24 protein-coding genes are annotated in these 23,740 nt (G+C 74.3%); 15 read left to right on the top strand and 9 right to left on the bottom strand.

What is annotated here, in order from left to right; all coding sequences use genetic code 11:
- Window positions 1-5 precede the first annotated feature (5 nt).
- From IE180_RS17785 to IE180_RS17770, 4 genes are read left to right on the top strand one after another with little or no spacing between them, the layout of a single operon-like run.
- Window positions 6-1,223 carry a phenylacetate--CoA ligase family protein gene (locus IE180_RS17785; RefSeq protein ID WP_229860585.1) on the top strand — a complete coding sequence of 406 codons (1,218 nt, stop codon included), beginning with the start codon at window positions 6-8 and terminating at the stop codon, window positions 1,221-1,223.
- Window positions 1,220-2,521, top strand: a complete 1,302-nt coding sequence (locus tag IE180_RS17780; RefSeq protein WP_190157861.1) for an MFS transporter — start codon at window positions 1,220-1,222, stop codon at window positions 2,519-2,521. Before IE180_RS17785 ends, IE180_RS17780 begins: the two co-directional genes overlap by 4 nt.
- A 26-nt stretch (window positions 2,522-2,547) precedes the next feature.
- Complete coding sequence (locus tag IE180_RS17775) at window positions 2,548-3,417, top strand: SDR family NAD(P)-dependent oxidoreductase (RefSeq protein ID WP_229860552.1); 870 nt, start codon at window positions 2,548-2,550, stop codon at window positions 3,415-3,417.
- Entirely contained in the window at window positions 3,417-4,673 is a 1,257-nt protein-coding gene (locus IE180_RS17770; RefSeq protein WP_190157859.1) for an AMP-binding protein, read from the top strand. The genes IE180_RS17775 and IE180_RS17770 overlap by 1 nt, the downstream gene beginning before the upstream one ends.
- A gap of 166 nt (window positions 4,674-4,839) precedes the next feature.
- Here IE180_RS17770 and paaI read toward each other — a convergent pair whose 3' ends face one another.
- Window positions 4,840-5,283, bottom strand: a complete 444-nt coding sequence (paaI, locus tag IE180_RS17765; RefSeq protein ID WP_373302792.1) for a hydroxyphenylacetyl-CoA thioesterase PaaI — start codon at window positions 5,281-5,283, stop codon at window positions 4,840-4,842.
- 294 nt (window positions 5,284-5,577) lie between these two features.
- Between paaI and IE180_RS17760 the strand changes: the two genes are divergently transcribed.
- From IE180_RS17760 to IE180_RS37200, 3 genes are all read left to right on the top strand, one after another.
- Window positions 5,578-5,751 (top strand): hypothetical protein, encoded by a 174-nt coding sequence (locus IE180_RS17760; RefSeq protein ID WP_190157857.1) that lies wholly within the window; start codon window positions 5,578-5,580, stop codon window positions 5,749-5,751.
- A 59-nt stretch (window positions 5,752-5,810) separates the two neighbouring features.
- Window positions 5,811-6,446 (top strand): DUF1345 domain-containing protein, encoded by a 636-nt coding sequence (locus IE180_RS17755; RefSeq protein WP_190157856.1) that lies wholly within the window; start codon window positions 5,811-5,813, stop codon window positions 6,444-6,446.
- A 245-nt stretch (window positions 6,447-6,691) separates the two neighbouring features.
- Complete coding sequence (locus IE180_RS37200) at window positions 6,692-8,413, top strand: PP2C family protein-serine/threonine phosphatase (RefSeq protein ID WP_190157855.1); 1,722 nt, start codon at window positions 6,692-6,694, stop codon at window positions 8,411-8,413.
- A 65-nt stretch (window positions 8,414-8,478) separates the two neighbouring features.
- Here IE180_RS37200 and pspAB read toward each other — a convergent pair whose 3' ends face one another.
- Window positions 8,479-9,180 carry a PspA-associated protein PspAB gene (gene pspAB, locus IE180_RS17745; protein WP_190157982.1) on the bottom strand — a complete coding sequence of 234 codons (702 nt, stop codon included), beginning with the start codon at window positions 9,178-9,180 and terminating at the stop codon, window positions 8,479-8,481.
- Between the two features lie 5 nt (window positions 9,181-9,185).
- Window positions 9,186-10,103 (bottom strand): zinc metalloprotease HtpX, encoded by a 918-nt coding sequence (gene htpX / locus IE180_RS17740; protein WP_190157854.1) that lies wholly within the window; start codon window positions 10,101-10,103, stop codon window positions 9,186-9,188.
- A gap of 211 nt (window positions 10,104-10,314) precedes the next feature.
- Here htpX and IE180_RS17735 point away from each other — a divergent pair, with 211 nt between their 5' ends.
- Window positions 10,315-10,872 carry a GNAT family N-acetyltransferase gene (locus IE180_RS17735; protein WP_190157853.1) on the top strand — a complete coding sequence of 186 codons (558 nt, stop codon included), beginning with the start codon at window positions 10,315-10,317 and terminating at the stop codon, window positions 10,870-10,872.
- Between the two features lie 15 nt (window positions 10,873-10,887).
- Here IE180_RS17735 and IE180_RS17730 read toward each other — a convergent pair whose 3' ends face one another.
- Window positions 10,888-11,730 (bottom strand): dienelactone hydrolase family protein, encoded by an 843-nt coding sequence (locus IE180_RS17730; protein ID WP_190157852.1) that lies wholly within the window; start codon window positions 11,728-11,730, stop codon window positions 10,888-10,890.
- A 74-nt stretch (window positions 11,731-11,804) separates the two neighbouring features.
- Between IE180_RS17730 and IE180_RS17725 the strand changes: the two genes are divergently transcribed.
- Both IE180_RS17725 and IE180_RS17720 read left to right on the top strand, forming a co-directional pair.
- The gene (locus IE180_RS17725; protein ID WP_190157851.1) at window positions 11,805-12,785 is read left to right on the top strand and encodes a GlxA family transcriptional regulator; all 981 of its coding nucleotides are present in this window, start codon (window positions 11,805-11,807) and stop codon (window positions 12,783-12,785) included.
- 64 nt (window positions 12,786-12,849) lie between these two features.
- Window positions 12,850-13,635 (top strand): SAM-dependent methyltransferase, encoded by a 786-nt coding sequence (locus IE180_RS17720; RefSeq protein ID WP_190157850.1) that lies wholly within the window; start codon window positions 12,850-12,852, stop codon window positions 13,633-13,635.
- An 11-nt stretch (window positions 13,636-13,646) separates the two neighbouring features.
- On the opposite strand, the gene IE180_RS17715 is transcribed toward IE180_RS17720, so the two are convergent.
- Window positions 13,647-14,219 (bottom strand): antibiotic biosynthesis monooxygenase, encoded by a 573-nt coding sequence (locus IE180_RS17715; protein ID WP_190157849.1) that lies wholly within the window; start codon window positions 14,217-14,219, stop codon window positions 13,647-13,649.
- A gap of 260 nt (window positions 14,220-14,479) precedes the next feature.
- On the opposite strand from IE180_RS17715, the gene IE180_RS17710 reads away from it, so the two are divergent.
- Window positions 14,480-14,965 (top strand): VOC family protein, encoded by a 486-nt coding sequence (locus tag IE180_RS17710; protein ID WP_190157848.1) that lies wholly within the window; start codon window positions 14,480-14,482, stop codon window positions 14,963-14,965.
- Between the two features lie 55 nt (window positions 14,966-15,020).
- Here the strand turns inward: IE180_RS17710 and IE180_RS17705 are convergent, their stop codons facing one another.
- The 3 genes from IE180_RS17705 to IE180_RS17695 all read right to left on the bottom strand — a co-directional run bounded on the left by IE180_RS17705 (window position 15,021) and on the right by IE180_RS17695 (window position 18,040).
- Window positions 15,021-16,475, bottom strand: a complete 1,455-nt coding sequence (locus IE180_RS17705) for a multicopper oxidase family protein (protein ID WP_190157847.1) — start codon at window positions 16,473-16,475, stop codon at window positions 15,021-15,023.
- Window positions 16,476-16,728: 253 nt separating this feature from the next.
- Window positions 16,729-17,091, bottom strand: coding sequence for a DUF952 domain-containing protein (locus IE180_RS17700; RefSeq protein ID WP_190157846.1), 363 nt, complete (start codon window positions 17,089-17,091; stop codon window positions 16,729-16,731).
- Window positions 17,092-17,134: 43 nt separating this feature from the next.
- Entirely contained in the window at window positions 17,135-18,040 is a 906-nt protein-coding gene (locus tag IE180_RS17695; RefSeq protein ID WP_229860549.1) for a LysR family transcriptional regulator, read from the bottom strand.
- Window positions 18,041-18,368: 328 nt separating this feature from the next.
- Between IE180_RS17695 and IE180_RS17690 the strand changes: the two genes are divergently transcribed.
- Together IE180_RS17690 and IE180_RS17685 are read left to right on the top strand one after the other, a co-directional pair.
- Window positions 18,369-19,196, top strand: a complete 828-nt coding sequence (locus tag IE180_RS17690) for a maleylpyruvate isomerase family mycothiol-dependent enzyme (protein ID WP_190157844.1) — start codon at window positions 18,369-18,371, stop codon at window positions 19,194-19,196.
- Window positions 19,197-19,296: 100 nt separating this feature from the next.
- Window positions 19,297-19,596, top strand: a complete 300-nt coding sequence (locus tag IE180_RS17685; protein WP_190157843.1) for a DUF1876 domain-containing protein — start codon at window positions 19,297-19,299, stop codon at window positions 19,594-19,596.
- 115 nt (window positions 19,597-19,711) lie between these two features.
- Here the strand turns inward: IE180_RS17685 and IE180_RS17680 are convergent, their stop codons facing one another.
- On the bottom strand, window positions 19,712-20,314 hold the full coding sequence (locus tag IE180_RS17680) for a CBS domain-containing protein (RefSeq protein WP_190157842.1): 603 nt from the start codon (window positions 20,312-20,314) through the stop codon (window positions 19,712-19,714).
- Window positions 20,315-20,498: 184 nt separating this feature from the next.
- On the opposite strand from IE180_RS17680, the gene IE180_RS17675 reads away from it, so the two are divergent.
- Together IE180_RS17675 and IE180_RS17670 are read left to right on the top strand one after the other, a co-directional pair.
- On the top strand, window positions 20,499-21,767 hold the full coding sequence (locus tag IE180_RS17675; protein WP_190157841.1) for a YncE family protein: 1,269 nt from the start codon (window positions 20,499-20,501) through the stop codon (window positions 21,765-21,767).
- A gap of 35 nt (window positions 21,768-21,802) precedes the next feature.
- Complete coding sequence (locus IE180_RS17670) at window positions 21,803-23,689, top strand: glycoside hydrolase family 5 protein (RefSeq protein ID WP_190157840.1); 1,887 nt, start codon at window positions 21,803-21,805, stop codon at window positions 23,687-23,689.
- Window positions 23,690-23,740: the final 51 nt, after the last annotated feature.

The following is a 23,740-nucleotide window of genomic DNA, read 5'->3' as shown; positions in this document are numbered from 1 at the left end:
CCACGATGTTCTCGCTCACCCCGGAGGCGGCCGAATCGCGGCTGCCGGTCGCCCGCAGGACACTGGAACGCCTGCGGCAGGTCCCGGAACTGGCCCCGCGCTACCGCGACTCCCAGGACATCCGCACCCTCGACGACATCGCCGCGCTCCCGCCGCTGCTCAAGGACGACCTCAACGCCGCCCTCGCCCACCTGCGACCACGCGCCGAGAACGGCGCCACCTGGCTCTTCCAGAGCGGCGGCAGCACCGGCGCGCCCAAACTGGGCCACGCGCCCACCGGCTTCTACATGGCAGGGGTCCACGCCCACTGGCAGCCGCTGGACCGCGACGACGTCTTCGTCAACGCCTGGGGCGCCGGCCGCATGTGGGGCGCGCACTTCCTGGCCGCCGCCCTGGCCGACCTCTCCGGCTGCCAGGTGATCGCGCTGGGCTCGGTCACCAAGGACGAGTACGCCGAGTGGCTGGCCTTCTTCGCGGCGCGCGAGGTCACGGCGATCGGCGGCACCCCGAGCGTGCTGGGGCTCTGGTTCGCCCGCGCCCGGGCCGCCGGCCTGGAACTGCCGGACCTGCGCAAGGTGCTCTGGCTCGGCGAGGCGTGGCAGCCGCAGCTGGAGGAGGACATGGCCGCGGTCGCGCCCGAGGCCCGGCGCTGGGGCATGTTCGGGAGCACCGAGACCTGGGTGGTCGGCACCAACACGCCCCACTGCCCCGCCGACACGTTCCACACCCTGCCCCACCAACTGGTCCACGTGGGAGAGGACCGGCTCCTGGACTTCACCGCCCTCGACCCCGAGATGCTCAACCCGGTGCTGCGCTACCGCACCGGGGACGCCGGACGACTGGTGGAGTGCCCGTGCGGCCGCCCCGGACGGGCCCTGCGGGTGCTCGGCCGCCGCGACAGCGTGGTCCAGGTCCGGGGCCTGGGCCTGCACGTCGACGAGGTGATCGCGCGCGCGGAGCGGGAGACGGGCGTCTCGCGCGCCCAGGTGGTGATCTCCGAGACCGGAGGACGTGCCGGGTCCGTGGAGGTGCTGCTGCTCACCGCCCCGGGAGCGACCGTGGACGCCGAACGGCTCCGCAAGGAACTCCTGACCGAGACCTTCACCCTGAGCACCGCCTTCCAGCACGATCCGGAGAACTTCCGCGTGCGGCCCGTCGCGGACCTGATCGGCAACGACCGGACCGGCAAGACCTCCGGCCTCGTGGTGCTGGAGGAGCGGTGAGGCCCTCGCGGCCGGTGTCCCTGGGCGCCGAGTTCAACCGCTTCTGGATCGGCCAGTCGGTGAGCACCGTCGGCGACCGCGTCACCGTCTTCGTGGTGCCGACCGTGATGATCTTCGCCCTGGACGCCTCCGCGCTCCAGGTGGGCATCGTCGCCATGGCGCAGTACCTGGGCATACCCCTCCTCGGTCCGCTGGCCGGAGTCCTGGTGGACCGGTGGGACAACCGCCGCACCCTGCTCGTCTGCGACCTCGCCCGGCTGGCGGCGGTGGCCGTCATCCCCCTCGCGTACTGGCAGGGACGGCTCTCCACCCCCCTGCTGTTCGCCTGCGTGGCGGTCATCAGCGGCGCCACGATCTTCTTCACCGTCGGCTACCTCGTCGCCGTCCCCGCCGTGGTGCCGAAGGACCACCTGGTACGCGCCTACTCCCGGCTGGAGGGCAGCCGCTCGGTCGCCGAGGTCTCCGGCCCCTCCCTGGCCGCCGGCCTCTACGGCGCCCTCGGCGTGGCCGCCCTGCTCGTCGACGCCGCCAGCTACCTGGCCTCCGCCCTCTGCATCCGCTCCATGCGGCCCTGGGGCGAGCGGACCGCCGCCGAGGGAACGGTGTGGCAGCGGCTGACGGCGGGCTTCCGGCTGAACTGGTCCGACCCGGTGCTGCGCCGGGTGGTGGTGGCGGCCGTGACGCTCAACTGCGGCGGCCCCGTCTTCGTCACCGTGCTCCCGATCCTCGCCTACCAGGGACTCGGCGTCTCCGTCGGGGTCTTCGGCGCCGCCATGTCCGTGGCGGCGGTGGGTGCCCTGGCCGGCGCGGCCCTCGCGCCGAAGGCCGGCGAACGGCTGGGGACGGGACGGATGCTGGCCTGGGCGCTGCTCCTGCACTGTCTGGTGGGCCTCGGCGTGCTCGCGGCACCCGCCCTCCCGGCCGGCGTCGTGATCGCCGTGACCATGGGCTGCTACGGCTTCTTCATGTCCTTCATCAACGTGAGCAGCGCGCCCATCCGGCAGTCCCGGATGTCCGCACGGAACCAAGGGGTGATGCACGCGGCCTTCCGTACCGCGACCTGGGGCGTGATCCCCCTGGCCGCCCTGGCCGGGGGCCTGGCGGTCAGCCTGCTCACCGGCCCGCTCGGCATCCTGGACGCGGCCCGGGCCACCATGGCCGGGGGCACGCTGCTCGCGGCCTGCTCCTTCCTTCCCGCACTGCGGATCCAGCGCCTGCTGGACGCGGCCGAACGGGGACGGACGCCGGAGGCGGACGGCGGGAACGCCGAACCGGCCCTGGCCGAGGGCACCTCGTGACCGCGGCGGGCCGGGAACCCCGGGTCGTGCTGATCACCGGAACGTCCTCGGGCATCGGCAAGGCCACGGCGATCGCCGCGGCCCGGGCCGGCTTCGCCACGGTCGCCACCCTGCGCGAGCCCGACCGGGCCGGGGCGCTGCGGGAGGAGGCGGCCCGGGCCGGCGTCCCCCTGGACATCCGCGTCCTCGACGTCACCGACGCCGACTCCGTGGCCCGCTGCGTCGACGGCGTGCGACAGGCGTACGGACGACTGGACGCCGTGGTCAACAACGCCGGCGTCTCCAACTCCGACCCGACCCTGGAGATGTCCACCACGGAAGCGCTGCGGACCAACCTGGAGGTGAACTTCTTCGGGGTGGTCGAGGTCAGCCGGGCCGCGATGCCGCTGCTCCGGGCCGCCCGGGGGCGTCTCGTCACCATCGGCAGCGTCCACGGAATCGTCGGGCAGCCCTTCAACGAGGCCTACTGCGCCGCCAAGTTCGCCGTCGAGGGGTTCATGGAGAGCCTGGCCCCGGTGGCGGAGGCGCACGGGGTGAAGGTCTCCGTCGTGGTCCCCGGCTTCGTCAGGGGCACCTCGTTCGGGATCTTCCCCGACGTCAACCGCAAGACCATCGAGGCCGCCTCCGGACCCTACGGCCCGACCTTCGCCGACTACGTCGACTGGGTCGTCCACCACGGGTGGGAGGGCGCCGGGCAGGACGCGTCCGAGGTGGCGGACGTCGTGGTGCGGACGCTGCGGGCGGAGCGGCCGGCCTTCCGCGTCCCCACCACCCCCTGGGCGGCCGCCTACCTGGAGAACAAGCTGACCGACCGCGACGGCTCCGTCGTGCAGGAACTCGCACGCACGTGGATCGGGCGCCGGCCGGAATCCGACGACACAGAGCAGGAGAGGTAGTGCCCGCCAAATCCCTTCAGGAACTGGTCGACTTCGTCCGCGCCCACTCGCCCTTCTACGCGGAGGCGTACCGCGACGTGCCGCGGACGGTCTCGCACCTCACCCAGCTCCCCCTCGTCGACCACACGGAGTTCTGGGCGGCGAACACCTGGCCGGACAATCAAGTGCTGACCGGCCCGCTGACCGACGCCGGGGTCTACCGGACCGGCGGCACCACCGGCACGCCCAAGCTGTCCGTCTGGTCGCGGTCGGAGCACGCCGACTCGGTCACCGCGTTCGGCGCCGGCATCGTGCGGGCCGGGCTGAAACCGGGGCACCGGGTGGCCAACCTCTTCTGGGCCGGCGAACTGTACGGCGGGATGCTCTACATCGAACACGCCCTGCACGCGGCCCCCGTGGAGAACGTCCGCCTGCCCGTCGGTGCCGGCGCCCCCAACGAGTTCGTCGCCGACCTCATCGACGACTTCGGCGTGAACGTCCTCGCCGGCGTCCCGATGAAGCTGGCCGCCGTGGCGGAATGCCTCGTCCGCCGGGGCCGGACCGCCGACTCGGTGGAACTGCTGCTCTTCGGCGGCGACCTCCTCTTCACCGATCTGCGCCCCATCCTGCTGCGGGCCTTCCCCAAGGCGGCCGTCGCCTCCGTCGGCTACGCCTCCATCGACGCGGGACTCGTCGGGCGGCCCGTACCCGGGGAGGACGTACGGGTGCACGAGGCGTTCCCGCACCGGACGGTGGTGGAACTCGTGGACGACGCCACCGGCGAACCGATCACCACGCCCGGGGTGCCGGGCCGCGTCATGGTCACCAACCTGTTCCGCACCCTCATGCCGGTCATCAGGTTCCCGACGGGCGACCGCGGCGAGTGGGCCGACCCGCAGTGCCGGCGGTTCCGTCTCCTCGGCCGGTCCATGGAGGGCGGACGGGTCGGCACGGTCGCGATGCCGATCGAGGACGTCCGCGCGGTGCTCGTGGAGGCGGACCCGGACCGGTACATCGCCGGCATGCAGATGGTGCAGCGCCGCTGGGACGGACGGGACGGTCTGATCCTGCGCCTGGGGTACGTCGAAGAGCCCCCGGCGGACCTGAGCGCCCGCCTCGTCGAGGCGGTCTACGCGGCCAGGCCGCTCTTCCCCGCGGAGGTCGCGGACGGCGCCATCCACGAGCTGGGCATCGAGTGGGTGCCGCGTTCCGAGCTGGCCACCAACCCGCGCACGGGCAAGCTCAGGCAGGTGGTGGACGAGCGCCCGGCCGACTGATCCGGGCGGCCGCCCGGCACCCGCGCCGAGGCGGGCAGGTGCCGGTCGGCCGTCGGGACGTGCGGCACCGTCGGCCGGTCGGGACGTGCGGCACCGTCGGCCGCGCGTCCCGTCGACGGGGCCGCGCGTCCCGACGGCGTCCGCCGGGCCCCGCGCCGGGCGCCCGTCACCCGGGCTGCGGCCGTGCCCCGCCGGCGAGCATCACGCTCTGTCCGCGGAACTCCGCCACGACCGTTCCGTCCGTCCGGCGGACCGTCACGTCGTAGATCCCGTTGCGACCCGAACGCGTCCGCTCCACGGCCTCGGCGAGCAGTTCGTCGTCCACCGCCGCCGGCAGCAGGAAGGCGACCTGGGCGGACTGCGCCACGGTGACCGGACCGTAGCCGTTGCAGGCGTACGCGAACGCCGCGTCGGCGAAGAGGAAGAGGAACCCCCCGTGGGCCGTGCCGTGGCCGTTCACCATGTCCTCGCCCACCCGCATGCGCATCAACGCCCGGCCCGGCGCGACCTCCTCCAGGGCGATGCCCAGGGTCCGGCACGTGCGGTCCCGCTCGTACAGCTCAGCGATCCCGGCCGGTGCGTCATCCGGCACGCCGATGTGCACGCCCACGACTGCGCCCCTCCCTCGTGACCGGACCGGACGGGCCCGATGGCTACGCGTCCGCATTAGACCGACCACGGCCGACGGCTGTCAACGACGGGAGATCGAAGGCGCCTCGACCGACGAGCAGGACCACGCCGCCGGTCCGGCGGGACCCGGGCGGCATCAGGGCCGACCGCCCGGACACCGTCCGGAGCCGCGACCTCATCCTCGTGGCCCTGTCGGGGTGCCGCCCGGTGCGTGAGTGGGCAGGCTGGTGCCCCGCGACCGGGCGCGTGGCCGAGAAGACGGAGAGGGGGACCCATGGGCGGGAAGCACGGGACGGCCTCCGGCGGCGGAACCACGAGGCCGTGCGCGCGTCACGCCGTGCTCGCCGGGACCGGGACGCTCCTCGCGACCGCCGCGACCGCCGCGACCGCCGCGACCGCCGCGACCGCCGCGACCGCGCACCGCGCCGAGCGGGCCGCTCCCCGGTGAGCCGCCCGCGTGCTCCACGCCGCCGGAACCAGTGGCTCTCCGAGCGCCGGAGATCGGCGGTGAGCACGTGCATCGCCGTCGTCACGGCGGCGTTCCTCCTCGGTTCGGACGGCACCCGGACACGGGTCTCGACGGCGGACGTGTGCGTGCTGATGCTGCTCGCCCAGCTCTTCCCGTACCTCGTGATCACGGTGATCGCCTTCTCGACCGCGTCTCCGGAACGGGTCCGCGCCTGGGCCCGCCGGGAGACGCGGGGCACGGTGCTCCAGCGGTACGTGTGGGGCACGGCGCCCGGGCCGGGGGTCTCGATCTTCATCGCGGTCGCCGCGCTCGTGGTGGCGGTGGTGTGGCGCCCCGGGCACATGGGCTCCGGACTCGGACCCCTTCCGCGTGCGGCGACGGCGCTCGTTCTGGTCGCCGTCGCCTGGACCTGCGTGGCGGTGTCCTTCGCGGTCGCCTTCCAGGCGGACAACCTCGTGGAGGACGGACGGGCCCTCGAGTTCCCGGGGGAGGAGCCTCCGGTCTGGGCCGACCACGTCTACTTCGCCCTCTCGGTCATGACGACGTTCGGCACGACGGACGTCGACGTGACGTCCCGCGAGATGCGCCGGACCGTGACGGCCAACGCGGCCATCGCCTTCGTCTTCAACACCGTCACGGTGGCCAGCCTCGTCTCCGCCCTGGACGGCCTCTGACGGCGCGCGGAGCCGCGGCGGACGGGGCGGACGTCCGCCCGGCGCCCGTCGTCCCTCGACGGCGGACCCCCGTCGCGGGCTGCGCGCGGCTCCGGCGCGGCGAGGTCTCGTCCGGCCTGCGCAGCCGCCGCCCGTTTCCGGGCATGCTTCCGGGACGAGCGGGCAGGGGGCCGGGAGGACGGACCGGTGGGGGCAGGGCCGGAACCGCCGGCCCCGCGACGTGCCACCGGCCCCGGGAGGCGATCATGGGATTTCCGCTGCCCGACACCGTCGAGGAGCTCAAGGACCTCATCGGAGGCGAGGTCTCCGCCCTGCGTTCCGCCGTCCGCCGCACCGCGGACCGGACCTCCGCCCCCACCCCCGGGGACGAGGTCACCGCCCCCGTCCAGACGCTCGTCCCCGGCCCCGCCCTGCCGGCGCACAACGACACCGGGACCGACTGTCTCTGCAGCACCCACGACCGCGGCGCCACCGGCACCTGCTCCGTCCTCGGCGCCATCCCCGCCTCCGCCGTCCTCCTCGAACCGGTCCACGACGAGACCGGGGCGGTACGGGACTTCCGCATCGTCGCCGGCAACCGCATCCGCTCCGCCGAATGGCTGGAGGCCCCCGACCACCAGGTCGGACAGCGGTTCCTGGAGGCCCGGCCCGGAGCGGCCGCGAGCGGCTTCCTCGCGGCGCTCACCGACGTCGTCGCCGGCGGCGGCCCGCTCGAAGGCCGGGTCGTCGACTACACCGAGCAGCGCCTGGGCCGGCTCCACCGCGCCCCGCTCCTCTACTCGGCGGCGCTCTGCGGCGAACAGGTCCTCGCGACCTGGCGGCCCCTGCAGAGCCAGACCGAACTCCTGACGATCGACGCCCAGTACCTCGCCTCCCTCGGCTGGGGCAACTGGGACCTGCTGTCGGGGAAGGTGACCTGGTCGGAGGGGCTGTGCCGGATCTTCCACGCCGATGTCGGGATGCCCTGGTCGCTGGAGGAACTCTGCGACACGCTGCTCCCCGACGACCTCACCGCCTTCGCCGAGTTCCTCACCTCCGTCCTGGCCGGCGAGGAACCCGCCTGGACCCGGATCCGCTTCCTGGTCCTCGGGGAGGTGCGGACGCTCGACCTGCTCGGTCGGCCGGTGGTCGGCACCGACGGACGGCCGTGGGCGGTGAACCTCGTGGCCCGTGACCTCACCCCGCAGATCCGCAGCCGCCGCAGGCTCGCCGAGACGGAACGCGAGTCCGACCGGCTCCGGCGCCAGACGCGGGCGGAGCGCCGGGTGGCCGACGCGCTGCGCGAGGCCCTGCTGCCGACCCACTCCGAGGCGCTGGCGGCGGTCGGTCTGACCGTGGCGGCCTCGTACGGGCCGGCCGAGCCGGACGCGGCCGTCGGGGGCGACTGGTACAAGTGCCGCCTCCTGCCCGACGGCCGGGTCCTGGTCGCCATCGGCGACGCCGCCGGCCACGGCCTGGACGCGGTGGCCCGCATGTCCCAGCAGCGCCACGCCCTCGCCGGTCTCGCCCAGACCGGAGCGTCCGCCGGCGAGATCATGACCTGGCTCAACGAACTGGTCTGCAGCGATCCCTCGGAACAGACCGCCACCGCCGTCACCGGTCACATCGACGACGCCCGCAACTTCCACTGGGCCGACGCCGGCCATCCCGCGCCCCTCCTCCTCCGCGACGGCCACGCCGAGCCCCTCCACACGGGCAAACGCGGCCCCCTGCTCGGAGCGCTGCCCGGCTACGCGTACGAGACCGCCACGACCCCCCTGCGCCGGGGCGACCTCCTGCTCCTCTACACCGACGGCATGGTCGAACGCAGGGGAGAGGACGTCACCAAGGGCATCGACCGCCTCGCCGACCTCGTCGGCCGCTCGCCGGACGCGGCACCCCAGGACCTGATCGACGCCGTCCTCGCCGACCCCGACCAGGCCGGCCACGAGGACGACGCCTGCATGCTCGCCATCCGCCTCGACTGAACCCGTGCCCACCGGGCGGCCCGACCGGCCGGCTCGCGGGGCGGTCGGGCTCCCCCGTCACCCCCTCAGGCCCCGCCGAGTCCCGGAGCGCCCCAGACCGGGAACCACCGCTCCCTGTCGGGCTCCATCAGGAGGTCGCCCGCGAGCAGCCCTCCGACCTGGAGTTCGAGGGCGTTGTCGCGGGTCTCGGCACGCCCCGCGCGCGGCGCGAAGGGATAGAAGGTGCCGCGCTTGTAGAGGTACACGAGGGCGAGGTCCCGGACCCGGCGCGGGCCGTCCGCCGGGGCCTCCGCCCGCCCGTCCTCCTCCTGCCCGCCCGCCCGCCCGTCCTCCGTGCCCGGAGGACGGAAGGCGGTCAGCGAGCAGAGCAGGTTCGGGCCGAAGCCGGCCTCCTCCAGGAGCGCGTTGACCGCGTGCAGGTCGTTGACCAGCGTGATCAGGTCCTCGGCGGAACGCCGGACGGTGAGCCAGGTGTAGCCGTACGCGTCCGAGGCGTACGTCACGGGGTACGCCTCCGGCCCGGCGCCCTCCGCCCCGCCCCGACCGGCCGCGTCCGCCACCCCGATGTCGAGGAGGTCCCGCACCTCCTCCTTCAGGCGCGCGAACGCGCCGCCCTCCACCGTCGCGAAGCACACCGATCCGACGCCGGCGGGCACGAAGCCCGTGCCCGCCTGGAGGGTGAGCGCGGCGGCCGGCAGTCCGAAGAGGCGGTCCAGGTCCGGTCGCACCGGCCGGTCGCGTCCGAGGATGCCGTCGAGGAAGCCCACCGCCGTCACGCCTCACCGAGCCGCGCCGAGATCCGCGCGAGCTGTTCGAGCCGCTGTTCCAGGGTGGGGTGGGTGGAGAGCAGCCGGCTCAGGCTCTCCCGGGAGGAGAAGGCGGGCGCGAACCAGAAGGCGTTGTACGGCTCCGCCTTGCGCAGGTCCTGCGTCGGGATCCGGGCCATCTCGCCGCTCACCTTGGTCAGCGCGGAGGCCAGTGCCGAGGGGCGGCCGGTGAGCAGCGCGGCGGCACGGTCGGCGGCCAGTTCACGGTAGCGGGACAGCACCCGGGTCAGCAGGAAGCTGACGACGTAGACGGCGGCGCTGACCACGGGGACGAGGATCAGGGCGATGCCCGCGGTGCTGTCCCGGCTGCGGCCGAGACCGCTGTAGAGCGCGACCCGCGTCATCATCCCGGCGAGGACGCCGAGGAAGGACGCGACGGTCATGACCGCGACGTCCCGGTGCGCCACGTGCGACATCTCGTGCGCGAGGACCCCCTCCAGCTCCTCCGGTTCCAGGCGCCGCAGCAGGCCGGTCGTGACGCAGACGAGCGCGGTCCTCTCGCCCCGCCCGGTGGCGAAGGCGTTCGGCACGTCGCTCTCGGCGATCGCCACCTTCGGCTTCGGCATGTCGGCCAGCGCGCAGATCCGGTCCACGGTGCCGTGCAGGCCGGGCGCCTGTTCGCGGGTCACCTCGCGGGCCCCCATGCCCAGTGCGGCGATCCGGTCGCTGAACCAGAACTGCCCGACGAACAGCGCGCCCGTGATCAGCAGGATGACGGGCCAGGAACCGCGCAGCAGCACCAGCAGGACGCCGACGAAGACCACGTACAACAGGCCGATGAGGAACATGGTCGTCGCCATGCGGGTCGCGAGCCCCCGGTCGGGGGCGTAGCGCGAGCGGGACGAGGACCGGCTTCCGGACATCCGCGCACCCTCTTCCACGAGGGGGCGGGACCGGCCGGGCCCGGGCCGGGACAGACCTTCCGCCCCTTCTGCCAGTGTGCTCCCGCGTGCGCCGGAACGGGGGGCGGAGCGGACGGGGCCGGGTACGATTCCGGGGCTCCGGCGGCCGCGGGTGCGCGGCGGACGCACGCGCGTGACCGGTTCGGGGCGTGACCGTCGGAGGAGGGACCGCATGACGCGGCGAGGGGCCATCACGATCGAGCCCATGGACGGCCCGGCCGCGGTGCGGGCCGAGGACGCGTTCCGGCTGGTCTACGCCGAGGCCTTCGCGGAACCTCCCCACCACGAGACCGAGGAGGGGGTCGCCGCCGCCTTCCGCCGCTTCCCCGCACAGGCGCGCGACGGCGGCTTCCGCGCCGCCCTGGCCCGTGCCGAGGAAGGCGAGCCGGTCGGCATGGCGTACGGCGGACCGCTGCCGCCCGACGCGGTGTGGTGGGACGAACTCACCGAGCCCGTGCCCGACGACATGCGGCGCGAGGACGGGCGCCGCACCTTCGGGCTCATGGAACTCGCGGTGCGCGGGCCGTGGCGCGGACGGGGCGTCGCGCGGGGCCTGCACACGGCACTGCTCGACGGGACCGGCGCCGAGCGGGTGCTGTTGAACGTCCACCCGGCGAACCGGGCGGCGACGGCCGCCTACCGGGCGTGGGGCTACCGCAAGGTGGGCGAGGCGCGGCCGGGAGGCGGAGCCGCGGACCTCCACGACGTGATGCTGCTCGATCTGCGCTGAGGGCCGCCCGGTCCCTCAGCGGCGAGCCGCGTCCCCGGGGCGCAGGCGGTCGCCCAGGAAGGCCAGGATCTCGTCCCGGGCCCGGACGGTGGGGTGGCCGGCCTCGTCCACCAGGTGGGCGGTGACGACGCTGTGCGGCGTGCCGACCTGCTCGGCGAAGAACGGCGGGGGAGCGGGGTTCGCCGCGCCGTCCGGCAGGACACGGCCGTCGAAGGCGTCCCCGAGCAGCGCGCGGTACGCGGCGAAGCGGCGGCCCGTGCACCAGCGGTCGCCCTCGAACCGGTAGGAGAGGACGGTCAGTCCGTCGCGGGTCACCCGCTCCCGGATCGCGCGCGCGTCCGCTTCGTCGAGTTCGAGGCCGCCGGGGTCGTCGAGGGGCAGGGAGGGGTGGTTGACCACGGGCGCGATCACGGCCGGCTCCAGGGTCATGGTGAGGGCGAAGTTGCCGGTGAAGCAGAGGCCGATCGCGCCGACGCCCGGGCCGCCGCACTCGGCGTGCGCCCGGCGCGCCAGACCGCGCAGCCAGACCGTCACCGGACTCGTGCCGCCTCCGGCGAACGCCCGGAACTCCGCGCTGACGCACGCCCGCCGGACCACCTCCCGGCCCCCTTCGAGGGTGGGGAAGGCGCCGTCGGTCCCGAAGAGGGAGGGCACGTGGACGGTGAAGCCGGCGTCCCGCACCCAGCGGGCGAGGCGCAGCACGTCGGGGCTGATGCCGGGCATCTCGGGCAGGACGACGACGGCGGGCCCGGAACCGGCCGTGTGGACCGTCTTCACCACGCCGTCCACGTCGACGAGGCGGTGGTCGAAGTCGTCGATCGGATCGTCGGCGGGAGGAGCCGTGGGAGGAGGAGTCATGGGCCCAGCGTGCCCCGCCGACCGGGCGCCGGGTGAGGGGCGAGATCGCCGACTCCACCGGTAATCTCGCCACCATGAGCGCGCTGCGTGTCGGTGTCCTGGCCTATCCGGGCTGCTTCGCGTCCGAGGTCTTCGGCGTGCCGGACCTGTTGACGATGGCCGGGCACGTCGCGGGGCCGGACGGGCCCGGCTACCGGGTGTCGATCGTCTCGCCGCGCCGCCGGGTCGCCGCCTCCGGCGGCGCGCGCCTCGACGTCGGCCCGCTGCGCGAGGTCGACGTCCTCGTCGTACCGGGCTTCGAACTGCTCCTCGACGCGGACCTCGACGAGCGGCTCGGCGCCCTCGCCCCCGAGACCGCGGCGATCCGCGCGCACTTCTCCACCGGCGCCGCCGTCGTCTCCCTCTGCGTCGGCGCCTTCCTGCTGGCCGACGCCGGGCTGCTCGACGGGCGCCGCGCCACGACCTCCTGGCTCCACGCGGACGCGCTGGCCCGTCGCCGCCCGGCCGCCGACGTCCGGCCCGAAGAACTCGTCGTCACCGACACGGGGGTGACGACGACGGCCGCCTTCAGCGCCATGTACGACTTCGCCCTGGACCTGATCCGCCGGCACGGCGGGCCCCGCGTGGCCCGCGTCACCGCCCGCCTCGCCCTCGTCGACGACGCGCGCACCTCACAGACCCCCTACGTGGACGCCCGGCTCCTCCCGCGGCCCGGCCACGGGTTCTCCGAGCGGGTCATGCGCCACCTCGACCAGCACCTCGCCGCCCGCTACGACCTCGCGGGCCTCGCCGCCGTCTTCGGCGTCAGCACCCGGACCCTGCTGCGCCGCTTCGCCGCCGAGACCGGCCGCACCCCCCTCGCCCACCTCCAGTCCTCCCGCGTCCGCCGCGCCCGCCACCTCCTGGAGACCACCGACCGCACCGTCGCCGCCATCGCCGCCTCCGTCGGCTACCGCGACCCCGGCACCTTCACCGCCCTCTTCACCCGCCACACGGGTCACCCGCCGAGCGCCCACCGCGCGGCCTTCCGGCCCCGCCGGACACCGGGGACGTGAACAACAGCGGTCAAAGGGGCATCGGTACAAGGGAGTTGCCGGAGCGCTGCGATACGTTGACGGCGTGACCGACATCGAATCGCGCATCGACGCCTCCCGGCCGCACACCGCCCGGATATGGAACTACTGGACCGGCGGCAAGGACAACTACCCGGTCGACCGGGAGGCCGGTGACCGGATCCGCGAGCTGCACCCCGGGATCGGGGAGTACGCGAAGGCGGACCGGCTGTTCCTGGGGCGGGCGGTGCGGCACCTGGCCGAGCAGGAGGGCATCCGGCAGTTCCTGGACATCGGCACGGGGCTGCCGAGCGCCGACAACACGCACGAGGTCGCCCAGCGGGTCGCCCCCGACGCGCGGGTCGTGTACGTCGACAACGACCCGCTCGTGCTCGCGCACGCCCGCGCCCTGCTGGTCGGCACGCCCGAGGGCCGCACCGACTACCTGGACGCCGACCTGCGGGACGTCGACACGATCCTGGCCGCCGCGGCGAAGACCCTCGACCTCTCGCGGCCGGTCGCGCTGATGCTGCTCGGAGTCGTCATCTTCGTCGAGGACGACGAGGAGTCGTACGCGATCGTCCGTCGCCTGATGGACGCGCTCGCCCCCGGCAGCCACCTCGTCCTGTCCCACACGGTCGCCCACCCCGACATGCCGGACGTCGACGCGGCGGTGGCGTTCTGGAACGAGCACGGCACCCCGAAGCTCACCCAGCGCACGCCCCGGGCGATCGCCCGCTACTTCGACGGCCTGGAACTGCTGGAGCCCGGAGTGGTGTCCTGCTCCGCGTGGCGGCCGCGGACGCCGGCGCCGGACGTCGCGATGTACGCGGGCGTCGGCCGCAAGGGGTGAGGGGAGCGGGCCTACGGGGCCAGCCAGCCGCGCAGGAGCCTGCTCACGGCGGGCATCGCCACGTAGGTCATCAGCACGTTGAAGACGCAGGCGACGACCGCGCTGCTGACCAGGAGGGGGAGCGCGGCGAGGCGGGGGACGAGGAAGAGGCTGCCGAACACGGAGATCGGGTAGATCGCCAGGGTCGCGCTGATCGCCATCTTCCACCGGGGAGGCGCGGGCCGGGTCGATCCCGGCTCGGCGAACCAGGTCTCCATGCCGGTGAGTTCGCGTCGGGCGACCTCGGTGTGGTGGTGGCCCTCGCAGTCGGCGAACCAGGCGGCCCGCTCGGGGGACTCCTGCCAGGCCCGGCAGGCCTCCGCGTCCCGGAAGCGGTGGACGAGGAACCAGGGGGCGTCGCCGCCGGAGGAGCGGAAGAGTCCGTGTCCGAGGTGGCCGGGGAAGCCGGCCGCCGTGTCGAGGATGCCCCTCGCCCACCGCTCGAAGGCGGCTTCGTACCCGGGCTCCACCCGGCGGGCTATCAGAAGGGTCACCTCGCCGGTGTCGGCGGGGACGGTGGTGTGTTCAAGGCGGGCCACGGTCATGGGTGCTCCTCGTGATCACGCCGCGCCCGCGCCCACTCTACGCCGGACCGCCGGACCGCCGGACCGCCGGACCGCCGGGCCGCCGGGCCGCCGGGCCGGAGGGGCGGTGCGGGGGAGGCGGTGCGGAGGGGCGGTCGCTCCTTCAGGGCATTCGGCGCAGGGCCGCCGCGCGGCGCCGGAGCGGGCCGACGGGTTCGGGATATCAGTGGTCGCAGGCGGCGGTCGGCGGTGACCGCCCTGTCCGGAAAGGCGGGAACTCCGTGACCGTCAAGGCCATCCCCGAGGGATATCCGCGCGTCACGCCTTACCTCTGCGTCGACGGGGCCGCGGCGGCGATCGACTTCTACGTCTCCGTGCTCGGAGCGACCGAACGGATGAGGATGCCGGCGCCCGACGGCACGATCGGCCATGCCGAGCTGGAACTCGGGAACGCGCTCATCATGCTGGCGGACGAGTTCCCGAGCATGGGCTTCCGCTCGCCGACGACGGTGGGCGGCACGCCCGTCACCCTGCACGTGTACGTCGAGGACGTCGACGCGGTCTTCGCCGAGGCCCTCGCCCGGGGTGCCACGGAGCTGTCACCGGTGAAGAACGAGTTCTACGGCGACCGCACCGGGCAGTTCGAGGACCCCTTCGGACACCGCTGGAACCTCTCCACGCACGTCGAGGACGTCTCCCCGGAGGAGATGGAGAAGCGCGCCGGGGAGGCCGTGCGGGCCATGGAGTTCCCCCGGGACGGCGACTGAGGCACCGGCCCCGGCCACCGGCGCCGGGAGAGAACAGGGGTGTGCGGCGGCCGGCTCACCGGACCCGGAAGGTGGCCATCATGCCCATGGCCGAGTGGTCGAGCATGTGGCAGTGGTACACGTAGTCGCCGCGGAAGCCGCCGAACGTCATGTGCAGTTTCACCGTCTCGCCAGGCATGACCCGCACCGTGTCCTTCAGGCCCGCCTCGGTCGGGCCCGCGGGCCGTCCGCCGCGTTCGAGGACCCGGAACTGGACCAGGTGCACGTGGAAGTTGTGCGGGGCGCGCTTGTTGGCGTTGGTGACGTTCCAGATCTCGGAGGAACCGAACGCCACGGTGGTGTCGACGCGATCGGGGTCGAACATCCGCCCGTTGACGAACCCCCGGGGGTCGGGGCGCCCGTCCTCGTCCATGCTGAGCTCGATGTGACGGGTGACGGCGGCCTCGGGCAGGGCGGCGGCGGGCGGCAGCGTCCGCAGGACCCGGGGGACGCGGCTGGGGTCGTCGGCGGTGCGCACGACGTCGAAGCGGAGCACCTTGCCGACCTGCTCGGGCCGGCCCGGTCCGGTGTTGACGAGGACCAGCCGGGTGCCGACGGGATGACGGGAGAAGTCGATGACCACGTCGGCGCGTTCCCCGGGCGACAGGGGGAGGACGGGCACGGCGACGGGGCGTTCGAGCAGGCCGCCGTCCGAACCGATCTGGGTGAGCGGGGTGCCGTCGGACAGGCTCAGCGAGAAGAGCCGCAGGTTGGAGCCGTTGAGCAGCCGGAAACGGTACTTGCGGGCCGCGACCTGGAAGTACGGGGTGGGCCTGCCGTTGGCGAGGAGGGTGGTGCGGTTCCGGTCGCCCATCGTGTACGCCAGCTGCCCGCGCTCGTCGAAGCGGGCGTCGCGGATCGTGACGGGCACGTCGTACCGGCCCTTGGGCAGCGGAAGGCCCTGTTCGAGGTCGTCCGTGAGCAGATAGCCGCCGGACAGGCCGCGGTAGACGTGCTCGGCCTCCATGTGGTGGGCGTGGTCGTGGAACCAGAGCGAGGCGTGGGGCTGCCGGTTGGTGTACGCGTACGTCCGCGCGGTGCCGGGGGCGAAGACGTCCATCGGGTTGCCGTCGGAGGGGGGCGCGACGTTCCCGCCGTGCAGGTGGACGGAGACGGGCATGTGGAGGCCGTTGTGGTGGCGCACGAGGACGCGCCGCCCGGAGCGGGCGCGGATGACGGGGCCGGGGAAGTGCCCGTCGTAGGTCAGGACGTCGGTGGCGAAGCCGGGGAGGATCCGGGCCTCGGCCTTGCGGATGGTCAGCTCGTAGACGTCCACGCCCCCCGTCGAGGAGAGGGGGCGCAGCACGGGCGGGACCGGCATGGCCGTGGTGAAGGCGGGCGGCACGGGGTCGGGTGCGCGGCGCGGGGCCCCCGCCGCGCACGCCTCGCCCCCGGCGGCGGCGCCGGGGGCGAGGAGCGGCAGGCCCGCGGCGGCGAGGGCCCCGCCGAGCACGCTGCGACGGGTGATCATCGGCTTCCTCCCGGAGGTGGGCGGCACGTGACGCCGGACGAGTGGCTTCCGGCAGGCCGGCCGACACCTTGTGATCCAGGTCTAACCGAGAGCGGGGGGAACCGCACACGGCGGGGCCGCGGACGTGGCCCGTGCGGGTGGCCGGGGGCTTTTCGAGGTGCTCGGCATCGTCGACGACGGCACCGGCGACCGCCGTGTCCCGCCGTCCCGGTCCGCCTGGACAAGGAGTCCCGAGAGGCCCGCCCGGACCGGGTCAGCCGGTCTTCGCCAGGCCCGCCGCCCGGCCGTCCGCGTCCCGGACGACCTCCAGGACCTCGTCCACGGCGGCGCGGTCGATCGGCCCGAACACGTGCGGGAAGAGGGTCCCTTCGGGGACGCCGGGCGGCGGGGTCGGCGCGGCGGCCTCCCACTCCGTCCTGGCGGTGAGCCGGTTCTCGTCGAGGAGGAGCACCAGGAGCGGCCCGGAGGCGCCGCCGAAGTGGGCGTCGACGACGGCGAGCGTGGTCGGCTCGTCGGGGGAGCAGTGGACGAAACCCTCCTCCGCGAGGGAGGCGGGGGCGTACGGCTCCTCCGGACGGGCGGACCATTCGGCGGGCGTCACCACGTGGTAGATCATGTTCCGGTTATAGCAGGGGCGCCCGGCACCCCTCGGGAGCCGGTCACCAGGTGGGCCCGGCCTCGATCAGCAGGTCCCGGACCCGGGTGACGTCGGGGTTGTCGGGCCGGCCCGGACGCTGGACGAGATAGCCGGTGTTGAAGGGCGGGTCCTCCGGTTCGTGCAGGGCCACCAGCGCGCCGGAGGCCAGTTCGGCGTGGCAGAGGTAGCGCGGCAGGACGCTGAAGCCCGCTCCGGCGACGACGGCGGCGAGCACCCCGCGCAGATCCGGGACGGTCACGGCGGCGGGGCGGGACAGCCGCGCCCCGAACACGTGGCGCCAGTAGCGGCGGGCTATGGGCAGATCCTCGGCGTACGCGACCAGGGGGACGGGGTGCAGCGCCGCCGGCCCCGTCAGGGCCGGCCGCTCCTCGAGGCGGTCGGCCCACACGGGGGCCGCGACGAGGACGAACTCCTCGTCGGTGAGCGGTACGGCGGTCAAGGTCCGCCCGCGCGGCCGGAAGGTGGCGATCACCAGGTCGTGCCGGCCCGCGCGCAGCTCGTCGAGGAGCGGCTCGGTCAGCCCCGGGCTCACCCTCAGCCGTACGCCTTCGGCCGCCAGCGGGGCGAGGGCGGGCAGCACGCGCGCGCAGAGCAGTTCGGCGGGGCCCGCCAGGTGGACGGGGGCGGCCCGCGCGTGGGGCGCGGCCTCGTGCCCGGTCACCGCCGCCAGCGCGTCGAGGGGCCCGGCGACCCGCGCGGCGAGGTCGTCGGCGACGGCGGTCGGGGCGACACCGCGCGGCAGTCGCTCGAAGAGCTCGCGGCCCGTCTGCCGCTCCAGGGCGCGGATCTGGGTGGTCACCGTCGGCTGCGACAGGCCGAGCAGCCCCGCCGCCGCGGTGAACGAACCGGAACGGTGGACGGCGAGGAACGTCCGCAGCAGGTTCAGGTCGGTCACCGGCTGCGCCACGCCATCGGAATCCCCCTGTCTCACCGCCCCAGCCTATCGGCCGGGCCGTGGAAGGACGGTTCCTCCCCGGAGCGTGCGGCGGTACGCGAGCCGGGAGACGCCGATCGCCGCGCGGAGGCGCGGGCCCGCCCCGACCTGGTCGGGTGCGCGCTCGGCCGCACCCATGACGACCTCGTCGGCCGCCCCCGGTTCCAGGACCCCGTGGCCGTCACGGCCGAGGGCCGGGACCCGTCCGGCACGGCCGGCGACGAAAGGCCTACTCGCTGGTGCGGTCCCCGGCCTACCGGGGCTCCACGGGGAGCCGCCGGAACCGGGGAGGGGCGGAGCCATGACGCGACGGACGGGCGGGGTGCTTCCCGAAGGGCCGGGCGAGGCGATACGGGGCACCGCCGACGACATCGCGGCGGTCCTGCGCACCGGGGCGCCGGCCCGCGCCGGGGACGTCGCCCGGCTCCCCGTCCCCCGCTCCACCTGGACGGTCGGCGAGGCCGCCGCCCACCTGGCACAGGCCAACGCCCTCATGGCCGACCTGGCCGCCGGGCACGAGCGCCCCCACGGCGACGGCACCCCCGGCAGCCTGGCCGAGGCCGACGAACGCGCCCTCGCCGGATTCGGCGAGCGGTCGCCCGGCCCGCTCGCCGAGATGATCACGGCGCGGGCCGCCGCGTTCCTCGCGGGCGTCGAGGAGCGCGACCCGGGCGAGCGGCTCTCCACGCCGCTCGGCCCCATGCGCCCGGCCGTCCTCGGTTCGTACCTGCTGACCCACATGCTCGGCCACGGCTACGACCTCGCCCTGGCCCTGGACCGGCCCCCCATGCTCGACGCGCGCCGGGTCGAGCTCGCCCTGCCGTTCATGATCGAGGCGATGCCCCGGGTCGCCGACCCGGACGCCGTGGCGGGCCTGACCGCGAGCTTCGCCGTACGGCTCCGGAACGGGCCGGGCTTCGGCGTCACCGTCACGGACGGCACGGTCCGGGCCGGCCACGGGCCACCGGCCCGCCCCGACTGCACGATCCTCACCGAGCCGGTCGCCTTCCTGCTCCTCGGTCTCGGGCGGCTCGACCCCTGGCCGGTGATCGCGCGCGGCAAGGCGCTCGGCCGGGGCCGCAAGCCGTGGCTGGCGCCCCGTTTCCCCCGCCTGTTCCGCGCGCCCTGACCCGTCCCCGCGCGTTCCCGTCCGGGCCGATGGATCCTGGAGGTATCGGAAGGGGCCGCACCTCGATTGCACGCGGCCCGGCGATGCGAGGAGGCGGACCATGAGCCGCACGCTGGAATGGACGGTCGGCCTGGAACTGACCGAGGAGAGCGGCAGGACGAAGGCCGAGGCCAGGCTGAGCACCGGCACCTCGACCCTCACGGGCCACGGCTCCGCGCGCTGCAACCCGGCGGACGTGGACGTGCCGGCGATCGGCGACGAACTCGCCGCGAGCCGGGCGATGAAGGACCTGGCGGGCAAACTCATGCGGGAGGCCAACCGGGAGATGGAGGCGGTGGGCGCCGGGACCGTGCCGCAGCACACCGGCCCCGGGTACGGCTGGCCGGAGGCGGTCTCCTGACGGAACCGCCACCCGCGCCGGGAGCCCGGCGGGCCCGAGCGGCTTCGCCGGGCTTCCTGCCGGCCCCGCCCGGCGCGCCCGCCCCCGCCCGCTCCCGGGGCGAGTCCCGGCCTTCCTAGGGTGCGCTCCGGCCCTCCTCGTACGTCATCCGGTCCACGACCTCCACCACCCCGTCGACCGCCTCGCACAGGCGGACCAGGATCGGGCCGAGGCTGAGGCGCTCCAGGGTGCCGCTGAGCGTCACCCGGCCCTCCTCGACGTCGATGTGGACGGCCGCGGGGGAGAGGCGCAGGATGCGGACGATCACGTCCTCGCGGATCTCCTCCTGGATCGAGCGGTCCCTCCGCAGGAACAGCTGGAGCAGATCGCTGCGGCTGAGCACCCCGATCAGCCGGCCGTCCGGGTCCACGACGGGGAGCCGCTTCACCCGGTGCCGTTCCATCAGGCGGGCGGCCTCGACCGCCGTCCAGGAGGGCCGGGCCGTCACGGCCGGGCTCGACATCATGGCCTCGGCCGTGCTCGGTCCGTCCTTGGCGGTGTGCCGTCGCAGCAGGTCCGCCTCGGAGACGACGCCCACCGGCCGGTTCTCCTCGTCGACCACCGGGACCGCGGTGATGCCGTACTCGTCGAGGAGCCGCGCGATCTCCTTGAACGACGTCCCGCGCTGCACCGCGACCGCGGTGGGCGTCATCAGGTCCGCGACACTGCGGTGCCTCATCGTCCGTTCCGTCCCTTCGGCGTTCCGGATTCCATGATCCCGCACCGCGGCTCCCCGCGGCGCGACGGGGCCGGGGGAGGGCCGGAAAAGCGGAGGGAAACAGGGTGCGACAGGGGCTTGTGAGCATGACACGACCGTGGTTACCTCCGGTAAGTCGTCGTCGCGCCACGGAAGAAGGACCCCCATGCCCTCTCCCCGCACGTCCGGGACCCGCCGTTTCCTCGGGGCCCTCGCGGCCTCCCTCGCCCTCGTCGCCACGTCCGCGGGCGCCGGATCCGCCTCCGTTCCGGGACCGGCCGCCCCCGCCGGGCTCAAGGAGGTGATGTTCGTCGGCAACAACTGGGACGGCACCGCCGACGTCATCGCCTCCCACGGCGACTTCCACCGCGTCGGCCGCGTGAACGTGATCCCCGACAAGGAGGAGCGCCTCCGCGAGATCTATCTGAACCCCGTCGCGCTCGCCTTCTTCCTCGGCGTCCGCAGCGGGCCGGGCGAGGGGCACGACCAGTTCGTCGACGACATGTACGCGACCCCCGACGGTTCCGCCATGGTCGTCTCCCGCCCCAGCTTCGCCGACGTCGTCTCCCTCGACCTGCGCACCGGACGGATCAACTGGCGCTTCCCCGTGGCCGGTCACCGCGCCGATCACATGGCCGTCTCGCCCGACGGCACCCGCGTCGCGGTCTCCGCCTCCACCGCGAACACCGTGCACGTCCTGGACATCGCGACGGGACGCCGACTGGGCTCGTTCAAGACCGGCGACAAGCCCCACGAGAACGTCTTCACCTCCGACGGCCTCCTCTGGAACATGTCCATCGGCGAGGTCACCACCGCGCTCGACGCCTCCTGGCTCGACTGGAGCAAGGGCGACCGGAAGATCACCGTCGTCGACGCCGACACCTTCGAGACCGTCCGCACCATCGACATGCGCACCCGCCTGGACGCCTTCGGGCGCGGCGACCTCTCCGACGCCGTCCGCCCGCTCGTCTTCACGCCGGACGAGAAGAAGATCTACTTCCAGGTCTCCTTCTTCAACGGCTTCCTGGAGTACGACGTCGACTCCGACCGCATCACCCGCCTCAAGAACCTCCCCGGCAACCCGGCGACCGACCCCGACCGCACCACCTGGGTCAACGACTCGCGCCACCACGGCCTCTCGATCAGTCCGGACGGCGGCAAGCTCTGCGTCGCCGGGACGATGGACGACTACGCCACCGTGGTCGACCGCGACACCCTCCGGGAGGGCCCGCTCGTCCCGGCCTCCAAGCCCTACTGGGCGACCGTGAGCGGCGACGGCCGGTCCTGTGTCGTCTCCGAGAGCGGCGCCGACCGGGTCACCGCGATCGACTTCGCCACCGGGCAGCGGGTGGCGAGCGTGGACGTCGGCGACCACCCCCAGCGCGTACGCCTCGCCCGCGTCCCCGCCGACTGGACCGGCCCCACCGCCGGCTGAACGCCCGCCGAGACCTCCCACCCCCGAAGGACACCGTGAAGAGAACGCTCCTGGGGGTCGCGCTCGCCGCGGCCCTCCTGGCCGCCGGAACGCCGGCCGCACCCGCTTCCGCGACCGGACCCGCCCCGGCGGGACCCGCCCTCGCCGACAGCTGGCAGCCCCCGCTCCGTACCCAGGGCCGCTACGTCGTCGACGCGAACGGCGACCGCTTCAAACTCAAGTCCGCCAACTGGCACGGCGCACAGGGCTCGTGGACCGGGGCGGGCGACCGGGCCGACCCCGCGAACCACCACGACGGCGAGAAGTCCGACCAGATGCCCCTCGGCCTCGACCGCGCGCCGGTCGCGACGATCCTCGCCGACTTCCACGCCCTCGGCATCAACAGCGTCCGCCTGCCGTTCTCCGACGAGATGCTCCACGACCAGCGGCCCGTCCCCGACGCCGCCGTCGCCGCCAACCCGCAGCTGCGCGGCAAGACCCCGCTCCAGGTCTTCGACGCGGTGATCGACGCCACCACCGCCGAGGGCTTCGCCGTCGTCCTGAACAACCACACCAACACCTCCCGCTGGTGCTGCGGCCTCGACGGCAACGAGCGCTGGAACACCAGCCAGACCACCGCGCAGTGGGAGGACGACTGGCTCTTCATGGCCGGGCGGTACCGCGCCAACAAGCGGGTCGTCGGCGCCGACCTCTACAACGAGGTCCGGCGCACGGTCACCGACGACGCCAACTGGGGCTGGGGCGACTCCCACGACTGGTGGACGGCCACCCAGCGCCTCGGCGACCGGATCCTCACCGAGGCGAACCCCGACCTCCTCGTCATCGTCGAGGGCATCAACTGGCAGGGCATCCCCACGGACATCACGCCCCACTGGCGGCCGACCCTGGAACCCGCCCGTACCCTCTCCCACACCCTCGTCGCCTCGGACAAACTCGTCTACTCGGCCCACTTCTACGGCTACACGGGCCCGAACCACACCGGCGCGACCGGCACCGGCGAGACCCATGACCGGCGCTACCAGGAACTCTCCCGCGACGAACTCTTCGCGACCCTGCGCCGCCAGGCCTTCTTCGTCGCCGCCGACACCGGCGAGCACTACACCGCGCCCGTGTGGATCAGTGAGTTCGGCATCGGCGCCGACGAGACGAACCCCCAGGCACGCGCCTGGTTCGGCAACTTCGTCGACTACCTCGTCGCGAACGACACCGACTTCGCCTACTGGCCGCTCGTCGGCTTCACCGGCCACGGACGGTGGAAGCTCCTCGACTACGACACCGAGGGCCGCCGCTCCGGCATCCTCGACGGCGACGACTGGCGCGCGGCCGACTGGCGGCGGCTCGTCACCGCCCCCGCCCTCACCGGCCCCGTGCCGGCCGCCGAGACCTGGGACATGCTGAACCTCGACCACGCCGACGCGGTGCAGTCCCTGCGCACCCGTGCCCGGGGCGACTGGGACCCGGGCGCCCGCAAGGGCGTCTGCCCCGACGGGCAGCGGCTCGTCGGCCTCGCCCACCGTGACGGACGCGGTCTGTGCACGGACGCGGGAGCCGCCCGGCTCGCCGACCCGGCGGGCGGATCCACCGTCGTGACCGACGAGCGGTACGTCAAGGAAGGCGACTGGGCGGGCGGCTACACCAAACTCCAGTGCCCCCGCGACCGGTTCATGACCGGCTACAGCGTCCGCGGCCAGGCCGTCTCCGCCGTCCTGTGCGCCGCCGCCTCCCGCGCCCTGCCGGTGACGGGCCGCACGGTCTGGTTCGACCGCGGCGACGACCGCCCCGCCGGGGACCCCGGCGGCGAGTTCGCCCAGGGGAACTACAAGGGCCAGTGCGCGACCGGGGAGTACGCGGCCGGGATCGCCTTCACCGGCGCCTGGGCCAAGGGCAAGACCCCGGACGCCCTGCTCTGCCGCGTCCTGTAGGCCCCCGGACGCGCGAGAGGGGGCCTGCCGGACAGCGCCGCGGGCAAGCGG

The sequence above is a fragment of the Streptomyces litmocidini genome (assembly GCF_014649755.1).
Classification (GTDB): Bacteria; Actinomycetota; Actinomycetes; order Streptomycetales; family Streptomycetaceae; genus Streptomyces; species Streptomyces litmocidini.
Note: the sequence above shows the minus strand (reverse complement) of the source record. Positions and strands in the feature narration are given on the sequence as shown.

Excerpts from the sequence above, each read along its gene's own strand:
- IE180_RS37200 (WP_190157855.1), top strand. The coding sequence starts at position 6,692 with ATGGGATTTCCGCTGCCCGACACCGTCGAGGAGCTCAAGGACCTCATC.
- IE180_RS17760 (WP_190157857.1), top strand. The coding sequence starts at position 5,578 with ATGGGCGGGAAGCACGGGACGGCCTCCGGCGGCGGAACCACGAGGCCG.
- IE180_RS17705 (WP_190157847.1), bottom strand. The coding sequence starts at position 16,475 with ATGATCACCCGTCGCAGCGTGCTCGGCGGGGCCCTCGCCGCCGCGGGC.
- IE180_RS17675 (WP_190157841.1), top strand. The coding sequence starts at position 20,499 with ATGCCCTCTCCCCGCACGTCCGGGACCCGCCGTTTCCTCGGGGCCCTC.
- IE180_RS17685 (WP_190157843.1), top strand. The coding sequence starts at position 19,297 with ATGAGCCGCACGCTGGAATGGACGGTCGGCCTGGAACTGACCGAGGAG.
- htpX (WP_190157854.1), bottom strand. The coding sequence starts at position 10,103 with ATGTCCGGAAGCCGGTCCTCGTCCCGCTCGCGCTACGCCCCCGACCGG.
- IE180_RS17730 (WP_190157852.1), bottom strand. The coding sequence starts at position 11,730 with ATGACTCCTCCTCCCACGGCTCCTCCCGCCGACGATCCGATCGACGAC.
- IE180_RS17725 (WP_190157851.1), top strand. The coding sequence starts at position 11,805 with ATGAGCGCGCTGCGTGTCGGTGTCCTGGCCTATCCGGGCTGCTTCGCG.
- IE180_RS17715 (WP_190157849.1), bottom strand. The coding sequence starts at position 14,219 with ATGACCGTGGCCCGCCTTGAACACACCACCGTCCCCGCCGACACCGGC.
- IE180_RS17690 (WP_190157844.1), top strand. The coding sequence starts at position 18,369 with ATGACGCGACGGACGGGCGGGGTGCTTCCCGAAGGGCCGGGCGAGGCG.
- IE180_RS17680 (WP_190157842.1), bottom strand. The coding sequence starts at position 20,314 with ATGAGGCACCGCAGTGTCGCGGACCTGATGACGCCCACCGCGGTCGCG.
- IE180_RS17785 (WP_229860585.1), top strand. The coding sequence starts at position 6 with ATGTTCTCGCTCACCCCGGAGGCGGCCGAATCGCGGCTGCCGGTCGCC.
- IE180_RS17735 (WP_190157853.1), top strand. The coding sequence starts at position 10,315 with ATGACGCGGCGAGGGGCCATCACGATCGAGCCCATGGACGGCCCGGCC.
- IE180_RS17700 (WP_190157846.1), bottom strand. The coding sequence starts at position 17,091 with ATGATCTACCACGTGGTGACGCCCGCCGAATGGTCCGCCCGTCCGGAG.